Origin of the sequence: Cupriavidus sp. UGS-1 (genome assembly GCF_021213615.1) — a bacterium.
Taxonomy (GTDB): Bacteria; Pseudomonadota; Gammaproteobacteria; order Burkholderiales; family Burkholderiaceae; genus Cupriavidus.
Genome location: NZ_JAJQJF010000001.1, coordinates 523,109 through 538,710, shown reverse-complemented (window position 1 = coordinate 538,710; position 15,602 = coordinate 523,109). Strand labels below are relative to the sequence as shown.

The 15,602-nt window shown below is 67.8% G+C and carries 18 protein-coding genes; 2 read left to right on the top strand and 16 right to left on the bottom strand.

The window, feature by feature from the left end:
• Positions 1-15 precede the first annotated feature (15 nt).
• The 15 genes from sctQ to LRR16_RS02195 all read right to left on the bottom strand — a co-directional run bounded on the left by sctQ (position 16) and on the right by LRR16_RS02195 (position 11,150).
• The gene (sctQ, locus tag LRR16_RS02265) at positions 16-1,269 is read right to left on the bottom strand and encodes a type III secretion system cytoplasmic ring protein SctQ (RefSeq protein ID WP_232204666.1); all 1,254 of its coding nucleotides are present in this window, start codon (positions 1,267-1,269) and stop codon (positions 16-18) included.
• Positions 1,256-1,738, bottom strand: a complete 483-nt coding sequence (locus LRR16_RS02260) for a hypothetical protein (protein ID WP_232204665.1) — start codon at positions 1,736-1,738, stop codon at positions 1,256-1,258. The genes sctQ and LRR16_RS02260 overlap by 14 nt, the downstream gene beginning before the upstream one ends.
• 62 nt (positions 1,739-1,800) lie before the next feature.
• Complete coding sequence (locus LRR16_RS02255) at positions 1,801-2,196, bottom strand: hypothetical protein (protein WP_232204664.1); 396 nt, start codon at positions 2,194-2,196, stop codon at positions 1,801-1,803.
• A complete protein-coding gene (locus tag LRR16_RS02250; RefSeq protein WP_232204663.1) occupies positions 2,196-3,518 on the bottom strand; it encodes an EscN/YscN/HrcN family type III secretion system ATPase in 1,323 nt (440 codons plus the stop codon). Before LRR16_RS02250 ends, LRR16_RS02255 begins: the two co-directional genes overlap by 1 nt.
• The gene (locus tag LRR16_RS02245) at positions 3,505-5,565 is read right to left on the bottom strand and encodes an EscV/YscV/HrcV family type III secretion system export apparatus protein (RefSeq protein WP_232204662.1); all 2,061 of its coding nucleotides are present in this window, start codon (positions 5,563-5,565) and stop codon (positions 3,505-3,507) included. Before LRR16_RS02245 ends, LRR16_RS02250 begins: the two co-directional genes overlap by 14 nt.
• Entirely contained in the window at positions 5,562-5,756 is a 195-nt protein-coding gene (locus LRR16_RS02240; RefSeq protein ID WP_064576896.1) for a hypothetical protein, read from the bottom strand. The genes LRR16_RS02245 and LRR16_RS02240 overlap by 4 nt, the downstream gene beginning before the upstream one ends.
• Positions 5,753-6,121 (bottom strand): hypothetical protein, encoded by a 369-nt coding sequence (locus LRR16_RS02235; protein ID WP_006579055.1) that lies wholly within the window; start codon positions 6,119-6,121, stop codon positions 5,753-5,755. The genes LRR16_RS02240 and LRR16_RS02235 overlap by 4 nt, the downstream gene beginning before the upstream one ends.
• A 126-nt stretch (positions 6,122-6,247) precedes the next feature.
• Complete coding sequence (locus tag LRR16_RS02230; protein WP_232204661.1) at positions 6,248-7,339, bottom strand: TyeA family type III secretion system gatekeeper subunit; 1,092 nt, start codon at positions 7,337-7,339, stop codon at positions 6,248-6,250.
• Positions 7,336-8,169 (bottom strand): hypothetical protein, encoded by an 834-nt coding sequence (locus LRR16_RS02225; RefSeq protein ID WP_232204660.1) that lies wholly within the window; start codon positions 8,167-8,169, stop codon positions 7,336-7,338. The genes LRR16_RS02230 and LRR16_RS02225 overlap by 4 nt, the downstream gene beginning before the upstream one ends.
• Entirely contained in the window at positions 8,166-8,786 is a 621-nt protein-coding gene (locus LRR16_RS02220) for a type III secretion system domain-containing protein (protein ID WP_232204659.1), read from the bottom strand. The genes LRR16_RS02225 and LRR16_RS02220 overlap by 4 nt, the downstream gene beginning before the upstream one ends.
• Positions 8,779-9,519, bottom strand: a complete 741-nt coding sequence (gene sctJ, locus LRR16_RS02215; RefSeq protein ID WP_232204658.1) for a type III secretion system inner membrane ring lipoprotein SctJ — start codon at positions 9,517-9,519, stop codon at positions 8,779-8,781. The genes LRR16_RS02220 and sctJ overlap by 8 nt, the downstream gene beginning before the upstream one ends.
• A complete protein-coding gene (gene sctI / locus LRR16_RS02210) occupies positions 9,516-9,848 on the bottom strand; it encodes a type III secretion system inner rod subunit SctI (RefSeq protein ID WP_064576900.1) in 333 nt (110 codons plus the stop codon). The genes sctJ and sctI overlap by 4 nt, the downstream gene beginning before the upstream one ends.
• A gap of 40 nt (positions 9,849-9,888) precedes the next feature.
• Complete coding sequence (locus LRR16_RS02205) at positions 9,889-10,197, bottom strand: DUF1039 domain-containing protein (RefSeq protein WP_006578324.1); 309 nt, start codon at positions 10,195-10,197, stop codon at positions 9,889-9,891.
• 2 nt (positions 10,198-10,199) lie between these two features.
• Complete coding sequence (locus LRR16_RS02200; protein WP_006578323.1) at positions 10,200-10,418, bottom strand: EscF/YscF/HrpA family type III secretion system needle major subunit; 219 nt, start codon at positions 10,416-10,418, stop codon at positions 10,200-10,202.
• Positions 10,419-10,424: 6 nt separating this feature from the next.
• The gene (locus LRR16_RS02195) at positions 10,425-11,150 is read right to left on the bottom strand and encodes a helix-turn-helix transcriptional regulator (RefSeq protein ID WP_064576902.1); all 726 of its coding nucleotides are present in this window, start codon (positions 11,148-11,150) and stop codon (positions 10,425-10,427) included.
• Between the two features lie 728 nt (positions 11,151-11,878).
• Here LRR16_RS02195 and LRR16_RS02190 point away from each other — a divergent pair.
• On the top strand, positions 11,879-12,661 hold the full coding sequence (locus tag LRR16_RS02190; protein ID WP_370646740.1) for a response regulator transcription factor: 783 nt from the start codon (positions 11,879-11,881) through the stop codon (positions 12,659-12,661).
• Positions 12,662-12,703: 42 nt separating this feature from the next.
• On the top strand, positions 12,704-14,095 hold the full coding sequence (locus LRR16_RS02185; RefSeq protein WP_232204657.1) for a cell wall metabolism sensor histidine kinase WalK: 1,392 nt from the start codon (positions 12,704-12,706) through the stop codon (positions 14,093-14,095).
• 24 nt (positions 14,096-14,119) lie between these two features.
• Here LRR16_RS02185 and ampC read toward each other — a convergent pair whose 3' ends face one another.
• Entirely contained in the window at positions 14,120-15,334 is a 1,215-nt protein-coding gene (gene ampC / locus LRR16_RS02180) for a class C beta-lactamase (protein WP_232204656.1), read from the bottom strand.
• Positions 15,335-15,602: the final 268 nt, after the last annotated feature.

Sequence of the window (15,602 nt, the reverse complement as noted above, 5' to 3'; positions counted from 1 at the left end):
TGAAATCACCGGCCTTCACTCGATCCGCATCACCAGCTTGTCGCCGACGCGCAGCAGCGTGCCGCTGGCGACCGCGTGCCCCGAGACCGTCAGCGTGACCCGGCCGTGGCTGGCATGGGCGAGCTCCAGCGTCTGCCCGGCCTGCAGTTCGCGCAGCGTGTCGAGCGACAACGACAGGCGCCCCACTTCCGCCACCGCGGTCAATACGATGTTGGCGTCATCGAGCTGGCTGCCGCGCAGCGTGGCCTCGGTCCCTTGTTCCATGCTGGTTTCCTCGTTGCATGCGTGTTCGATATGCCAGGCGCCGTGCGCAAGGCACGCCAGCGCCAGCGGGCGCTCCGCGACGAGCCAGGCGTGGCCGTGCTCGATCGCAGCGGGCCGCTCCAGCACGACGCCGTCGCCCGGGCTCAGCCCGGCGAGCTGCGCGCGCGTCAGGCGGACCCACCCTGCGGCCAGCGCGACGGGGATCGGCGGGATCGTCAGCGGCGGCCGCCGGTCTTCCATGGTCTGCGCCAGCGCGGCGATCCAGGGCTCGGGCCAGTCGAGCAGGCGCAGGTCCAGCTCGGCGTCGGCGCGGCACAACGTCAGCGTCGGCGCGATCGCACGCGCGCAACTGCCGGGCTCGGCAGAGCAGAAGCGCGGCAAGCCCAGACCGGCCCGGTTGGCATGGTGCTGAAGCGGCAGCAACGTCCAGTCGCCGAGCAGGCCCAGCAGGTCCGGCGGGATCTGCGGGAAGCGCTGGACCGCCAGGCGCGGCGCCAGCCAATCGCACCAGGCATCGGCATCGACCCACGCGCGGGCGCGCTGCCCGTCGATCGATATCGAGAGCACCACGCCGTCGCCGCCGCTGGACTTCAGGTCCAGCACGATCGCGGCGCCTTCGGCGTGCACGTCGGCGTCCCGGATGCTTGCGATACCGCCGATGCCGTGCTCCTTCGCGCCATCGCGGCGATCGGCATGGAGGTCCGGCTGGGGGGCAGCGTCGAATCCGTCGTCGAACGGATCGAGCGGCCGGGCCGGATCCCTCAGCGGATCCCTCAGCGGATCCCTCAGCGGATCGATCAGTGGATCCATCAGCGGATCCGCCATCGGGTCAGCAAGCGGGTCGGCGGCATCGTGCCGCCGCAGCGCCTGCAGCGCGCCAAGTCCATCGCCTTCGGCACTGCTGCCGATGCCGGCGCGCCGGCCTCCGGCTGCGGCGCCGGACCGGCCCGCTCCGATCGCCCGCGCCAGTTCCAGGTCCTGGTCGCTCCATTCATCGAGTAGCATCGGCTACCTCCAATCGGATCACTTCACCGGTCTGCCTGGCCACCTCGTCGCTCAGCGACGCCTTCGCTTCGACCAGGCGCTTGTGCTGCTGGCGGTTCAGCGGCCGCAGCGTGACGACGATCTGCCCGGCGTGCAGCGACGCCTGCAGTTCCATGCCGGCCCAGCTGCCCTGTGTGAAGCGGACATGCAAGCCGTTGCCGCTCAGGCGCGTCTGCGTGCCCGGTGCGAACCGGTCGGCATCGAGTTCGCTCGAAGCGGCCGCGTCGGCGCGGCCGCTGTCGGGCCCACCACAGGCCGCCGCGGCCGCCGACTCGGGACGCGCGCCGCCGAGCATCGACCACCATGCCGGCGGCACGAATGGCGGCACGGAGGGCGGCACCGCAGCCTCGTTGTCTTCGCCGCCCCGCTCCCGGGCGGGCCTGCGCTTGCGCATCGCCGCATCGAACTGCGCGGTCTGCCGGGATTCCACGTTGTGACGTTCGTCGCGATCGCGGCCACCCCTGGGCGGGACCCCGCCCACCGGAGTCACACTCATCGCTGCTCCTCGATCAGCGCGGCCAGCTTCTCCTGGCCGCGCAGGTTCTCCTTCTGCGCCTGGGCAATGCGTGCCGCCTGCGCCTGGCAATCGGCGGTCTGATCGGCGAGCTTGCGCAGCGCGGCCTGCAGTTGCTGTTCGCGCTGATAGAAATCGGCGAACCGTTGCTTGAGCTTGTGGAAATCGCGCGGGCCGACCGCCTGCTCGGTCTGGTTGGCGGCGCGCCACTGGACGCGCAGTTCGGCCTGCTCGGCCCTGCGGGTATCGGACTGCTGCCTGCATTCGCGCATGTCGGCCTCGACACGACGGGCGCGATGACGCAGCACGCCTTCGCGGCACGTCTTGATCGTGCGCAACTGCTCGAGCATCTGTGCGGTGCTGGGCCTGGCCATCATCCCTCCGCGACCTGCCGCAGCTGGCGCAGCGTGCCCTGGTAGTCGGCGCGCTCGCCCGTCCCCTGGCACAGGAAGGCCTCGAGCCCGGCGCGACGGTCCAGCGCGTCGTCGGCCTCGGCATCGTGTCCGCGTTCGTATTCGCCGACCCGCACCAGCAGTTCGATTTCCTTGTACTGGGCCAGCAGCCGGCGTGCCTTGCCCGCCCACTGCCGATGCGGCTCGCTGGTGACCTGGTGCATCACGCGGCTGATGCTGGCCGGGATATCGATGGCCGGATAGTGGTTCTTTTCCGCGAGCTCGCGCGACAGCACGATATGTCCGTCGAGGATCGAGCGGACCTCGTCGGCGATCGGCTCGGTCATGTCGTCGCCCTCGACCAGCACGGTATAGATGCCGGTGATGCTGCCGGTGGCCGCGCAGCCGGCCCGTTCCAGCAAGCGCGGCAGGCGCGCGAACACGCTGGGCGGGAAGCTGCCGGCGGCCGGCAGTTCGCCGGCGGCCAGGCCGATCTCGCGGCCGGCGCGCGCAAAGCGCGTCAGCGAATCGACCATCAGCAGCACGTTCAGGCCCTGGTCGCGGAAGTACTCGGCGATGGTGGTCGCGGTATAGACGGCTTTCAGGCGTTCCAGCGCCGGGCGGTCCGAGGTCGACACCACCACCACCGACCGCTCGCGCGCCTCGGCGGTCAACGTCTGGTCGAGAAACTCCCGGACCTCCCTGCCGCGCTCCCCCACCAGCCCGAGTACCACGACATCGGCCAGGCTGCCGTCGCAGATCATGCCGAGCAGCGTGCTCTTGCCCCCTCCCGCGGCCGCGAAGATGCCGATCCGCTGCCCGCGGCCGCAGGTCAGCATGCCGTCGATCGCGCGCACGCCCAGCGGCAACACCTGGTCGATCAGCGTGCGCGTCAACGGATCGGGCACCGGTGCCTCCAGCGCGCGCGTCTCGCATGCGGGCGGCACCGGCGGACCGCTCATCCGGCGGCCCAGGCCGTCGATCACCGAGCCGATCAGATGCGGACCGACCGGAATCCGATGCTCGGTGCCGAGCGGGCGCACCAGTGCGCCGCAGCTCATGCCGACCGGCTCGGAGAATGGCGACAGCAGCGCGATCTCTCGCTGCAGGCCGACCACCTCCGCCTGCATGTCGGCGCCGATCAGGCAAAGCTCGGCCAGCGCCGCGTCGGGCAGACTGGCCTTGATCAGCGTGGGTCCGATTTCGACGACGCGGCCGAAACGCTCCACGCCATCGTCCAGCGCCGGCAACGTCAGGCGGCCGGCCACCCGGGAGACGATCGCATCGGCATCAGGCATACGCATCGTCGTACTCTCCGATCATGTCGATATTGCCGAGCACGTGCAGCTGCACGTCGTCGCCCAGTTCCTGGTACGACAGTACCGGCACGCTGAACAGCTCCCGCTCGAGAAACTTGCGCAGGAAGCGGCGCACATCGATCGCGGTGACCAGCGCACCCTCCATGTCCTCGCGACCGGCAATGCCGGCCTTGATGCGCGCCACGATCGCTTCGATCTGGTCGCCCTGCAACGTCGAATAGGCCCCGGCGGCGGTCTGGCGCACCGAGTCGCGGATCATGTTCTCGATGCCATCGCCGATCAGCCAGACATGGATACGCCCTTCACCGCGCGCATGGCGCCCGACGATCTGGCGGCGCAGCGCGACGCGGACGTACTCGGTCAGCATCACGGTCTCCTTTTCCTTCGGCGACCACTCGATCAACGCCTCGAAGATGGTGCGCAGGTCGCGGATCGAGATGCCTTCGGCCACCAGGCGCTGCAACACCTCCGAGACCTTGCTGATCGGCAGCTGGCGCTGCAGCTCCTTGACCAGCTCGCCGTAGCGGGCCTCCATCGCGTCCATCAGATAGCGGGTTTCCTGCACGCCGATGAATTCGTCGGCGAAGCGGTCGACGGCGAGCGCGGCGGCGTACGACACGGCCTGCGCGCCGGCAAGCAGCGACAACCCTGACTGCGCCAGCGAGGCCTGGTGCTCGGGCGCGATCCATTGCAGCGTCAGTCCGCCGAACGGCAGGTTGTCGACGCGCTCGGCGACCGGCATGGCGCTGGACTGACGCGCCAGCAGCAGCCGGCCTGCCGGCATGGCCACCTTCAGCACGGGCTCGCTGTACAGCAGCACGCTGAAGCTGCCGGCGGGCAGACCCGCCTCGACAGCCATCTCGATCTTCGGGAGCGCGAGACCGAGCCGCTCGAACTTCTGCCAGCGCAGGGTCTCGAGCGCGTCGAGCAGACCGGGCAGCGCCGCCACATCTTTCGCCAGCTTCAGCGACAGCGGCTCCGCACCGGGGGTCATGCGCGCCTCGCCCTCTGCGCCGGCCGCCGCACCGCCCTGGTCGGCGGTATTGGCGGCGAGCGCCCTGGCGCGGCGGCGTGCATAGAACGCGATCAGTCCCAGCAGCACGCCCAGCGGCATGAAAATTACTGCGGGAAAGCCCGGCACCAGCGCGAACAGCAGCAGCACGCCGGCGGCGATCATCAACGCGTTGGGCTGGCGCGAGAACTGGTTGACCAGGTCCTGCGCCAGGTTTTCGCGCTTCTCGCCGGGCACGCGCGTCACCACGATGCCGGCGGCGATCGAGATGATCAGCGCGGGGATCTGCGCGATCAGGCCGTCGCCGATCGACAGCACCGAGTAGACCTCGAGCGCCTTGCCGACGCCCATATCGTGCTGCATCGTGCCGACCGCGATGCCGCCGACGATGTTGACGAGGATCACGATGATGCCGGCGATCGCGTCACCCTTGACGAACTTCATCGAGCCGTCCATCGCGCCATACAGCTGGCTCTCCTTCTGCACCAGCTGGCGCTGGCGCTTGGCCTCGCTGGCGTCGATCGTGCCGGCGCGCAGGTCGCCGTCGATGCTCATCTGCTTGCCGGGCATCGCGTCGAGCGAGAAGCGGGCGCCGACTTCCGCCACGCGCTCCGCGCCCTTGGTGATCACGATGAACTGCACGACCGTGATGATCGAGAAGACGATGATGCCGACCGCCAGATTGCCGCCGACGACGAAGTTGCCGAAGGCGGTGACGATTTCACCCGCGTCGTGCTGCAGCAGGATCAGGCGGCTGGTGCTGACGGTCAGCGCGAGGCGGAACAGCGTCGTGATCAGCAGCAGCGACGGCAGCGCGGACAGGTCCAGGGGATCGCGCACATAGATGGCCGTCATCAGCAACAGCAGCGCCAGGCCCAGGTTGATGGCGATCAGCAGGTCGACCAGGATGGTCGGCAGCGGCAGGATCATCATGAAGACCGCCACCATCAGCATCACGGCCAGCACCACGTCCTGCCGGCCGCCGACGGTGGCGAGCCAGGTACTCAAGCGCTTGATCATGGCCGGGCTCCGGGCCATGCCCGGCGGATACGCCGGATCGCATCGACGAGTGCAACGGCGGTCCGGCAGCCAAGGCCGAAGGCGATCGCGCCAAGCACCAGTGCCAGCGCCATCGCCAACACCAACCCGGCGATCGCGGTGCCCCACAGCAGCGCCAGCGGCAACAGCAACGCCGCAAAGACGAACCTCATGCTTCCTCCTTCGTGCAGGCTTCCAGCAGCCTGCGTTGTGCCCGGACCGTCCGGTACCACAGCTCGGCACCGCTGCCCGCCGGCATCGCGCCCGACACGAACAGGCAGTCGTCGACGCGGAAGACCCGCAGCGGCACGCCGGCCATGCAGGCCGGCGACCAGCGCGTCAACAGCGAGCGCAGCGCGGCGTCGGCCACGTAGCGATCGACCGGCCGCATCGTGGACAGCAGCACGCGGCGGTCGCGCACTTCCATGAACACCTGGATCTCGCCGTCGCGTATTTCGACGCGCGGCTCGATCGTGACGGGCTTGACGTCCATCAGCCGAAACAGCTTTTCCAGATTGCGCAGCGTTCCAATATCCATCGGTGATCCAGGCGCGACCCCGGCGGCGCGAGCCACCGGACGCGCTTGCTGTCCTCATTGCTTGCTGTGTCGCCATCGTGCGCGGCAGTCGCGGCACGCGGCATCGGGCCGATACCTGAAGGGGCGTCAGCCCGTGGGGTCGCCCTCGGCAGGGTCCGCGTTCTCGGCGCGGTCGTTGAACTCGTTCAGTGCCGTCAGCACCTGCTGCCTGTGGTCGTCGTCGCGGAAGCACGGCTCGGGCAGCAGCTTGGCCAGACGGGTGATGTCCCGGACCAGCTTGAAGCCGCGCTCCCGGCCCAGCTCCATGCCGCCGACTTCGCCGCAGATCCAGTCGTGGTAAAGCCACGGCTGGTCGACCATGCGAATCAGCAGCCGCAACACCGTATCGGGCTCGACCGGCGGTTCGCCCAGGGCGCGCGCGATCCGGCCGCATTGCTCCTCGCATCCGAGGAAGACCAGCAGGCGTTTCAGGTCTCGCACTACCGCGGCGAGCTTGATGCCCTCGGCGGCATCGTCGTCGATGCCGCTCAGTTCGGCGCCCAGTGCGCGGATCAGCACCTTGACCTTGCGCCGGCGCTCACCGATGCCTGCCAACTGGTCCAGGAACGCCGCCATGCCCTGCTGCACCACACCGGCGCGCTGATACAGCGACTTCAGCTGCGACATCAGTTCCGGCGTCATCGCGCCGAACTCGAGCCAGCCGAGCATGGCCAGTTCCCAATCGCCGTTGGCGCCGAGCCGCCGCTCCAGCGCCTCCTCCAGACGGCTACGCTTGCGTCCCGGCCGGTGTTGTTCGGCCATCGCGGCGAGCAGCAATGCCATCGCCGCCGGATGCAGCTCGCTGCGTTCGATCGCGGCGAACAGGCTGTCGACGTCCTCGATATCGCCGAACTGCTGCAGCAGCTGCTCGATGCGCGGGTCCTTGTTGGCCAGCAGCGACTTGGCGAGCTTGCCGACGAAGGCGCGCGCCAGCAGCGCATCATTGCGGCGGTCGCCGCGCAGCAGCGCGTGCAGCTTGGACGAATGCACGTTGTTGAGCCCGGCTTCGTGCAGGCGGCGGGACGCGTTCAGCGCGCGAGCCGCGAGATCCATCGCGGAACGAGCCGGGCTGACCTGCTGGGGCCCGCGGCTGGCCGCACCGCCGCCCTGCCCCGGGAGGACCGCCGGCGCCGGGCCGGTTGGAATGACGGGCTTGGCGCCCTGTACCTTCGGGTTCATGCGGGCCATCCCGTCGAATCGGCATCGGGCACGCCGGGGTCGCGTTGCGGTGGGAGAAGCCGGCCTCTTGCCATCCGGTCCACATCCTCTACGAGGCCGTCAAGCTGGTTGGCAAGGGCATCCGGATCGTTTTCGTCCCCGCGCTCGCTGACCGCGTGAGGCTCGCCTGCGCACGGGCTCGCTGCGCTTGGCTCGACGCCGATGGCTGCCAACAGCACGGCCAGATGACGGTCCAGATCGATGCGCAGCTGGACGTAGGGGCTGTCCACCAGCGCCTGGCCGGAGGTCAGCGCCGGCTCGGCGCTGATGGTGAACCCCGGCTCCGCCGGCAGCCGCGCCGCCACTGCTTCGACGTCGTCGGGGCATAACCGCAACGTGAAGGCGCCGTGTGACGACAGCTCGCGCCAGCGGGCCGCTACGCGCTGCGCGATCAACGCCGCGCGCTCGGCCTCGCCGGCGAAGCTGGCGACCGCATCGGCGATCACTATCCGGCAGCGCAACTCCAGCCGCTCCGCGATGACCGCCTCCAGTTCGTTCTCGTGCACCAGCCAGCGCAGCACGTCCTCGCAGATCGCATCGTGGGCCGCCCGCGCCGCCGCATCCGCGCGCCGCTCGCCCTCGGCGGTTGCTTCGACCAGGATTTGCTCGGCCTGAAGGCGCGCCCGCGCCCGGTGGCGCCGGCTTGCCAGCAGCACGGCGGCGGCCCGCGACCGGTTGCGGCGAAGCGCCGCCGCCGCATCGATGTATTGGTCGAGCATTGCCGCCGGCACGATGCCGCCCACGGGCAACTCACCGCGGACCGCGGTGATCGTCAGTCCAAAGGGATTCATAGCAGACGTTCCAGACGAAACAGCATCGGCAAGGCAAGGCCGGCCGGCGGTGTCGCCAACAATGAGCCGGGCGGTGGCAGGCAGATCGACAACGCCTGCCAGACGGTGCTGCCGGGCAACGTCTGGTCCAGCCACAACCTGCCGAGTTCGCGCAGCCATTCGACGATCTGCTCGGGCGGCCGGCTCAGGGCCGCACCCTTGCCGTCGGGCACCAGCGCAGCCAGCTGGTCGCAGCCGTCGTCGCCCAGTACCGCCAGCAATTGCCGGCGGTAATCGCCCAGCAGCAACAGTTCGGGGGCCCGCGCGGCCACCGCTCCGAGCGCGACAAGCAGCATCGGCAAACGCGGCTCGATGGCCAGCAGGCGCCGCTGCTGGTCCGACAGCGTCGCGGGCAGCGGGCCGGCGGGAAACCCGCGGCGCTGCACGATCAGCGCATCGAGCGCGCGCCGGCTGCCCGGATGCCGCCGGTAGTCGTCTTGCCAGGCGTCCAGCCCGAGATAGCCCCACCACCCCTGGTGCATCACGGCGCCTGGCCGCCACGCCAGCGCGTGCAGCCGCTGCACGGCGGGGCACAGGCTCTGTTGCGCGCGCGCGCCGGCATTGGCGGCATCAGACATCGGCACTCCCCTTGCGGCGGGCGATCCACAGCGACAGTCCGGCCATTGCGCACAGCGCGAGCACGCCGCCGGCCACCGCGGCCGCTGCCTGTGCCGGCTGCGCCTGCAGCCACTGGCGCCAGCGCGGCGGGGGCGCCTCGGCCGCGGGTGGTTGATAGCGGTAGTCCGCGGCCTGCATCACCACGCTGATCTGGTCGGACGCGATATCGGGAATGCCATCGCGGATCAGACTGCGGATCTGCACCTCGTAGTTGCCGAGATTGAACTGCGGCGAATACTTGATGAAGACTGCCGCCGATGGCGTGCCGGTCGGCTTGCCGTTCTCGTCGACCTTCTGCGCGATCGAGACCTTGGCGCCGATCACGCCGTCCATCGCCGAGATCATGCTTTCGAGCTGCTGCTCCTTGAGCAGCTGCATCTTGGCGCGCTCCTGCGCGGGCGATGTCACCAGCTGGTTCGATGGAAACAGGTCTTCCATGCCAAGCCGCTTGTGATGCGGATAACCGTTCTGTCGCAGGACTTCGACGGCATTGATGAACTCGCCCTTGTCGACGCGCAACGTCACCGCGCCGCCTTTCTCGACCACCTTCTCGGCCGCGATATGGCGCAGCATCAGCAGGGCCAGCATCTGGTTGGCCTCGGCCTCGCCGACGTTCGAGTACAGCGTCATCTTGCAGCCGGCCATGCTGATGGTGGCGAGCACGGCCAGGGCCATCGTGCGGAAGCGCTTCATTGCATCGTCGTCAACTTGTTGATCGATTGTGACAGCGTTCCCGCGATTTTCGCGATCAGGTCGACGCCGTTGCGCATCTCGAGCATGGCCTGCTGTGCCCGCTTCATCGCGGCAGGATCGAGTGCGCTGCCTGCGGTGATGGTCTCGACCCGCGCGGAAACCGTGGCGTCCGCTTTGCGCATCGCCTCGGCGACGATCGCCTCGGGCTTTGGCACGCGGGCCGACATCGCGTCCATGAACGCCTGGATGTCGGCCGCCGCGGGCTCCTTGCCGGTCGCCTTGCCGGCCGTACTGGCCAACATCTGGCCGGCGATGGTGATAGGGTCCATAGTCATGATGAAAACCTTCGGTGCTCGGTGACGCGTCCGCTCAGTGACGTGTGCGGGGAGACGGGGCGATGACGCGGGGTGCGGCGGCGACATCGCGCCGGGCCGCGATCAGCATCGCCAGCAACAGCGCCGGCGGGTCGTTGCGGTCGCCCAGGCACGCACGGGCCTCGACGAGCCGGCCGCTTTGCATGTACAGATGCGCGCGGCAGATCGCGCGGTCCTGCTCGTCATCGACCAGCAGGTGCAACGTGTCGAGAAACACGTCGATCTCCGCGTGCAGGCGCTGATTGCCGGCGGCGAACGCCAGCTCGACCAGCAGGCGCCTGACCTCTGTTGGCAAGCGCTGCATGGCTAGATCTTCTGGATGATGCCGGCGATGGTGTCGTGCATCGCCTTGATGATCGAGCTTTGCAGCGCGGTCATGTTGGTAAAGGCGGCCGTCATCTTCTGGGCCAGGATGAAGTCGGTGGTCTCGCCGGTGCTCACCGCGCGCTGTACCGCTTCGGCCATGTTGAAACTGGCGGACGCGACGGGACCGTCCATGCCATCGATCATTGTGTTCAGACTCATCGCCTTCTATTCCTCGTTCGCTGCGTCGTTGATACTCTGGTGGTGTTGCCGGAGCAGACGGGGGCTGGCCTCGTAGCGGCGGCGGAAGCTGACGCTGAAATGCGCATGGCTGTTGAAGCCGCACTCCTGCGCGATATCGGTGACCTTCATCGACGTCAGCAACAGCAGCTCCCTCGCCCGCTGCAGCCGGCGCTCCAGCAGCCAGTTCTTGGCCGACACGCCGAACTTCTCGTAGAACATCACGTTCAGCTTGCGTACCGGAATGCCGAGCGCCTTGGCGTACTGCGTGACCGGCCACGCGCTCATGCTGTTCTCCTCGATGAACTCGAAGAAGTCGCGGCTGCTGTCGATCAGATGGTGCAGAAGCCGGGAGAAATACTCGGGCTCCGTTCCCATGCAGTAGACATAGGCGAAGCGCAGCATCGCGCGCGGCTCGACGGCACCGAGATGCCGGATCACGTTGATCGTTTCCTCCGGCACCGTGATCCGCTTGACCGGTTCGCGCCAGAACTGCGTACCTCGTCGGTAGCGGCTCGCCAGCTCATGCAGTTCGCGGTAGATGTCCTGGAAGTCCCCCGAATGGAAGACGTAGGTATCGATGCCATCGCGCGCCGGAATCGCCGTCGCATTGCCGTTGGTAAAAACCAGGCTGCATGCCGGCACTTCGTGCGTCTCGCCGTTGCACTCGATCCGGCCGGACCGGCTGAAGATCATTAGCTTGACTGCCCCCATCTTTCCCTCGAACACTGGTGCTCAGTGGCTGCATCATTCCATCGCCGGAGCTGGAGACCGATCCGGTGATGACCTGAAAGACGTCGCTGTCCGGCGTCGTTGCGCGTCGTTTCGATGCGTTCGATTCGATGCGTTGAGCGGCGCGGGACAGCGCATCGATATCAAACCATTTATCGAATGAACTTTGAGAATTTGAGGGTCTACTCGAATCGTTTAGAGAAAGTCTTGATCGATTTCTTATAACTTCTTTCTCTCAACTCGAAATGTGAGACGCCTACGGCGGTTCGCGTGCGCGAGCGCACGGTGCAGGATCTTCCGAGCGGGGGTGCGGACGGCCGAATCCTGCGATCACGCGCTTTGGGTAGCGACTGCCGGCAGGAAACCACGCAGGCAAAAAAAATCCGCCTGTGAAAGGCGGACAAAGCAGAGGCGGGGAGGCCGGAAACGGGTCCGACCGGCGCGAAGTGTCGTCTTCCATCGCTGCCGGCACATCAGAAAATCGCACGCGACTTTCGATCCTGGAAAGCGACCTGCCACGCCGAGATCCGGCGACTCCACGGCTGACAGCATCGACGGCACACCGATGGGGACAAGCGCCACTTTCCCCGCGTATTCCGCGGCGGTATAAGTAAAGCCGCAGCGCGCGCCGGCCTGTCCGCGCGTCACGGAGCGGCACCGAGCCGATGTCTCTCCGGCTTATCTTTTCGACGGCGTATCGAGCGGAAATCATGCGCATCCTTCTGATCGAGGACGACCTGCAGATCGGCACCAGCCTGATGCGCGCGCTGAAGGAAAACATGCAGTGCAGCGTCGACTGGGTGCGCGACGGCGTCGCCGGCCAGCAGGCGGTCGAGCAAGGGTCCTACACGATCATCCTGCTCGACCTTGGCCTGCCGCGCATGGGGGGCCTCGATCTGCTGCGGCGGCTGCGGGTGCAAGGCAACCAGACACCGCTGCTGATTCTCACCGCCCATGACGACCTGGACACGCGGGTACAGGGCCTGGACGCCGGGGCCGACGATTTCGTGCTGAAGCCCTTCGAAGTTCCGGAGCTGCTGGCGCGCATGCGTGCGGTGCTTCGGCGCAAGGCGGGCTACGCGACCTCGAGCCTGGGCGACGACACCATCCGGCTCAATCTCGATACGCGCAGCCTGACGGTCGATGGCCACACCGAAACGCTGTCGGCGCGCGAGTTCGCGCTGATGCTGGCGCTGCTCGAACGGCCGGGCACGATCCTGTCGCGCAATCAACTCGAACAAAAGATCTATGGCTGGGGACAGGAAGTCGAAAGCAATGCCGTCGACGTGCTGATCTACTCGGTGCGCAAGAAATTCGGTGCTTCCTCCATCCGCAATGTGCGCGGCCTCGGCTGGACCGTTCTGCTGGGCGGCGACAAGCTCAAGCGCGATACGCCGTCCACGGCGCCCGAATCGAGCACGCAGGATGGCAGCGCCCAAGGCAATCGCCCCGGCGATCCCCCAAGCAGTCCACCCAACGATCTCCCGAGCTGAACCTCGCGGCCGGCAGTCCGGTGCGCACCTGGCCAGATCCCCATGCCCGCCCGTACCGAACCGCACCAGGCCTCGCCCCGCGCACCGCATCCGGCCCGGCGCGCCGCGCCATCGCGCAACCGCTCGTTGAGCCTGATGCTCAGCGTGGCGCTCAGCACCGTGATCGCGGTCTTCGCCTTGCTGCATACGGCATGGACGTATGTGCTGGCCACCTCCGAAATCCATGAACTGCTGGACCGCCGCCTGCAGGAGGTGGCGGCCCGCGTCAGTGACGACATGACGCGCGCGACCAAGCCGCTCTACCTCTATCGCGACGCCTCCGACGGCATCGTGATCCAGATCTGGCTCGGCGCGCCCGAGCCGACGCTGCATCCGGACAGCGACCGGATCACCATCGGCCGCGAGGCGCCGCCGGGCTTCTCGACGCAGACGGTCGACGAGGAACGGTGGCGCGTGTACTCGCAGCACGAGCCCAGGTGGACCATCAACGTCGCGCAGCGCGAGGCCTCGCGCAAGCGCATTGCCGAAGACGCCGCGATCGCCAGTGCCACGCCAGCGCTGGCGATGATCCCGCTGGCATGGCTGGCGATCTTCGTGACGGTCAAGCGCGCGCTGCGGCGCGTCGGGGCGTTGGGCGAGCGCGCGGCGCGGCTCGACATCGGCCATCTGGAGCCGCTGCCGACCGACAAGGTGCCGCGCGAGCTGCTGCCGCTGGTGCAGTCGATCAACCTGATGATCACGCGGCTGTCGCAGTCGCTGCGAGTCGAGAAGAAGTTCATCGCCGATGCCGCCCACGAGCTGCGCAGTCCGCTGACTTCGCTGCAGATCCAGGCCGACAACCTCGGCCGCACGCTGTCGGAGCCGGACAGCCTGCGCGAATACCACGCGCTGCAGCATGTGATCGCGCGCAGCACGCGCATGATCTCGCAGTTGCTGCGGCTCGCGCGGGCCGACGCTCCGCCCGAGCGGGCCTCGTCGCAGCCGGTGGCGATTCGCGATGTGGTGCCCGACGTCATCGAGATGCATCTGCCGCGCGCGGCGGCGCACGGCATCGATCTGGGCGTCGAACAGCTGGACGATCTGGAGGTACGCGCCAACCTGGCCGACGTGCGCACGGCGCTCAGCAATCTGGTCGACAACGCCATCAAGTACACGCCGGACGGCGGCACCATCGACCTGCGCGCCTATCGCGACGAGTGGCTCGCCTGCATCGAAGTGCGCGACACCGGCAACGGCGTCGCGCCCGAGGCGCTGCCCCGCGTGTTCGACCGCTTCTTCCGTGCCGACGTCCATGGCACCGAAGGCAGCGGTCTCGGACTGGCGATCGTCAAGGCGATCGCCGAGCGATACGGCGGCGACGCCAGCATCGCCAACCGCCGCGACGTGCCATCGGGCGTGGTCGCGCGGGTGCGGTTTCCGTTGGTGCCTCGATGACGGTGCTGGCGTGAAGGGGGCACGCTAGCGCTTCGCGCGCTCGGCAACGCGGGACAGGATCTCGTAGCCGATCGTCACCCGCTGATCGACCGGATACGCCTTGTTGGCCAACAGCACGATGCCGATCCGCTTGTCCGGCACGAACGCGACATAGGCCGAATAGCCGTTGGTCGAACCGGTCTTGTGCAGATACGCCGGCTGCTCCGATGGCGCCGCGACGATCGGCGTCGCGGCTTCGGCGCGAAGGATCGCGGCATTGCCGGCCAGCAGCTGCTGCAGCGTCGGCGGATAGCGATACTGTTCCCAGATCAGGTCCTGCGTGATCGGTCCCGCGCGAAAGCGCGGCACATGGGTACGCGCGATCGCCTGCCGCAACGTGTCGTCGATGCGGGCGCCGGGCATATTGGCTTCGACAAACGCCACCAGATCGCCGGACGATGAGCGGATGCCATAGGCCGGCTCCCATAGATAGCCCTCCTTCATCCGGATCGGCGCATCGGCCGCGGTATATCCCTGCGCATGGTCGGCCTGCCGCTCGGCGGGCACCTTGAAGTAGCTGTGCTTCATGCCGAGCGGCTGGAACACGATCGCGTGGACCAGATCGCTGTACGCGCCGCCAAGGCGGGCCGCCGCAATCGCGCCGAGCAGGCCGATGCCATTGTTCGAATACACGCGATGCGTGCCGACCGGGTAAGGTGGCCGCCATGCCGACAGGTATTCGGCCATGTCGGGCTCGCTGCGGATTCGCTCCGGCACCGCAAGCGGCAGGCCGGAGGTATGCGTCCCAAGCTGCAGCAGCGTGACCTTGTCGAAGGTGCCGCCGCGCAGCGCGGGCAGGTGGCGGCTGACCGGATCCTGCAGCGACAGCTTGCCGCTCGCTTCGGCGTAGGCTGCCAGTGTGGCCGCAAAGGTCTTGCTGACCGAGCCGATCTCGAACAGCGTTTCCTTGGTCACCGGCCGGCCGCCTCGCATTGCGGTCTGCCCGTAGTTGTAGAAGTAGCGTTTGCCGTCGACGGTCACGGCGACCGCCATGCCCGGAAGCCGATGCTGCGCGATCGCGGGCTTGACGGCGGCATCGACGATCGCCGCGATCGCCGCGCTCGTCGTGGTGTCGCCATCATCGGCGGTATAGGCATTGGCGTTGACGGACAGGCAGGCGGACAGGCAAACGAACAGGCAGGCCCGCAGGAAGGACGACCTGGAGAACGGCCTGGAGAACGGCAGCTTCGATGGCTTCATGGCAATCGGCATGCCGGCTGAACGGCATTGCACAAATCGGGATGGCCGCAGTGTAGGGAATGCCGGAAGCATCGTGTCGCGCCGCGCTGTAACGGCTGTCACGCATCCGAGCACGAGGAACCTGCACGAGGAACCTGCACGAGGAACCTGCACGAGGAACCTGCACGAAGACCATGCACGAAGACCCGGCGCGAAGGTCCGCTGCAAAGGCGGACCCAGGAGGTGGGCGCAAAGAAAAAGGGCTTCCATCACTGGAAGCCCTTCGTAT

Bases quoted from the DNA above. Each gene is read 5' to 3' on its own strand.
- LRR16_RS02245 (WP_232204662.1), bottom strand. From the start codon at position 5,565: ATGATCAAGCGCTTGAGTACCTGGCTCGCCACCGTCGGCGGCCGGCAG.
- LRR16_RS02255 (WP_232204664.1), bottom strand. From the start codon at position 2,196: ATGGCCAGGCCCAGCACCGCACAGATGCTCGAGCAGTTGCGCACGATC.
- sctI (WP_064576900.1), bottom strand. From the start codon at position 9,848: ATGGACCCTATCACCATCGCCGGCCAGATGTTGGCCAGTACGGCCGGC.
- LRR16_RS02190 (WP_370646740.1), top strand. From the start codon at position 11,879: ATGCGCATCCTTCTGATCGAGGACGACCTGCAGATCGGCACCAGCCTG.
- sctJ (WP_232204658.1), bottom strand. From the start codon at position 9,519: ATGAAGCGCTTCCGCACGATGGCCCTGGCCGTGCTCGCCACCATCAGC.
- LRR16_RS02195 (WP_064576902.1), bottom strand. From the start codon at position 11,150: ATGGGGGCAGTCAAGCTAATGATCTTCAGCCGGTCCGGCCGGATCGAG.
- LRR16_RS02240 (WP_064576896.1), bottom strand. From the start codon at position 5,756: ATGAGGTTCGTCTTTGCGGCGTTGCTGTTGCCGCTGGCGCTGCTGTGG.
- LRR16_RS02235 (WP_006579055.1), bottom strand. From the start codon at position 6,121: ATGGATATTGGAACGCTGCGCAATCTGGAAAAGCTGTTTCGGCTGATG.
- LRR16_RS02205 (WP_006578324.1), bottom strand. From the start codon at position 10,197: ATGCAGCGCTTGCCAACAGAGGTCAGGCGCCTGCTGGTCGAGCTGGCG.
- ampC (WP_232204656.1), bottom strand. From the start codon at position 15,334: ATGAAGCCATCGAAGCTGCCGTTCTCCAGGCCGTTCTCCAGGTCGTCC.
- LRR16_RS02185 (WP_232204657.1), top strand. From the start codon at position 12,704: ATGCCCGCCCGTACCGAACCGCACCAGGCCTCGCCCCGCGCACCGCAT.
- LRR16_RS02250 (WP_232204663.1), bottom strand. From the start codon at position 3,518: ATGCGTATGCCTGATGCCGATGCGATCGTCTCCCGGGTGGCCGGCCGC.
- LRR16_RS02225 (WP_232204660.1), bottom strand. From the start codon at position 8,169: ATGAATCCCTTTGGACTGACGATCACCGCGGTCCGCGGTGAGTTGCCC.
- LRR16_RS02200 (WP_006578323.1), bottom strand. From the start codon at position 10,418: ATGAGTCTGAACACAATGATCGATGGCATGGACGGTCCCGTCGCGTCC.
- LRR16_RS02230 (WP_232204661.1), bottom strand. From the start codon at position 7,339: ATGAACCCGAAGGTACAGGGCGCCAAGCCCGTCATTCCAACCGGCCCG.
- sctQ (WP_232204666.1), bottom strand. From the start codon at position 1,269: ATGCTACTCGATGAATGGAGCGACCAGGACCTGGAACTGGCGCGGGCG.
- LRR16_RS02220 (WP_232204659.1), bottom strand. From the start codon at position 8,786: ATGTCTGATGCCGCCAATGCCGGCGCGCGCGCGCAACAGAGCCTGTGC.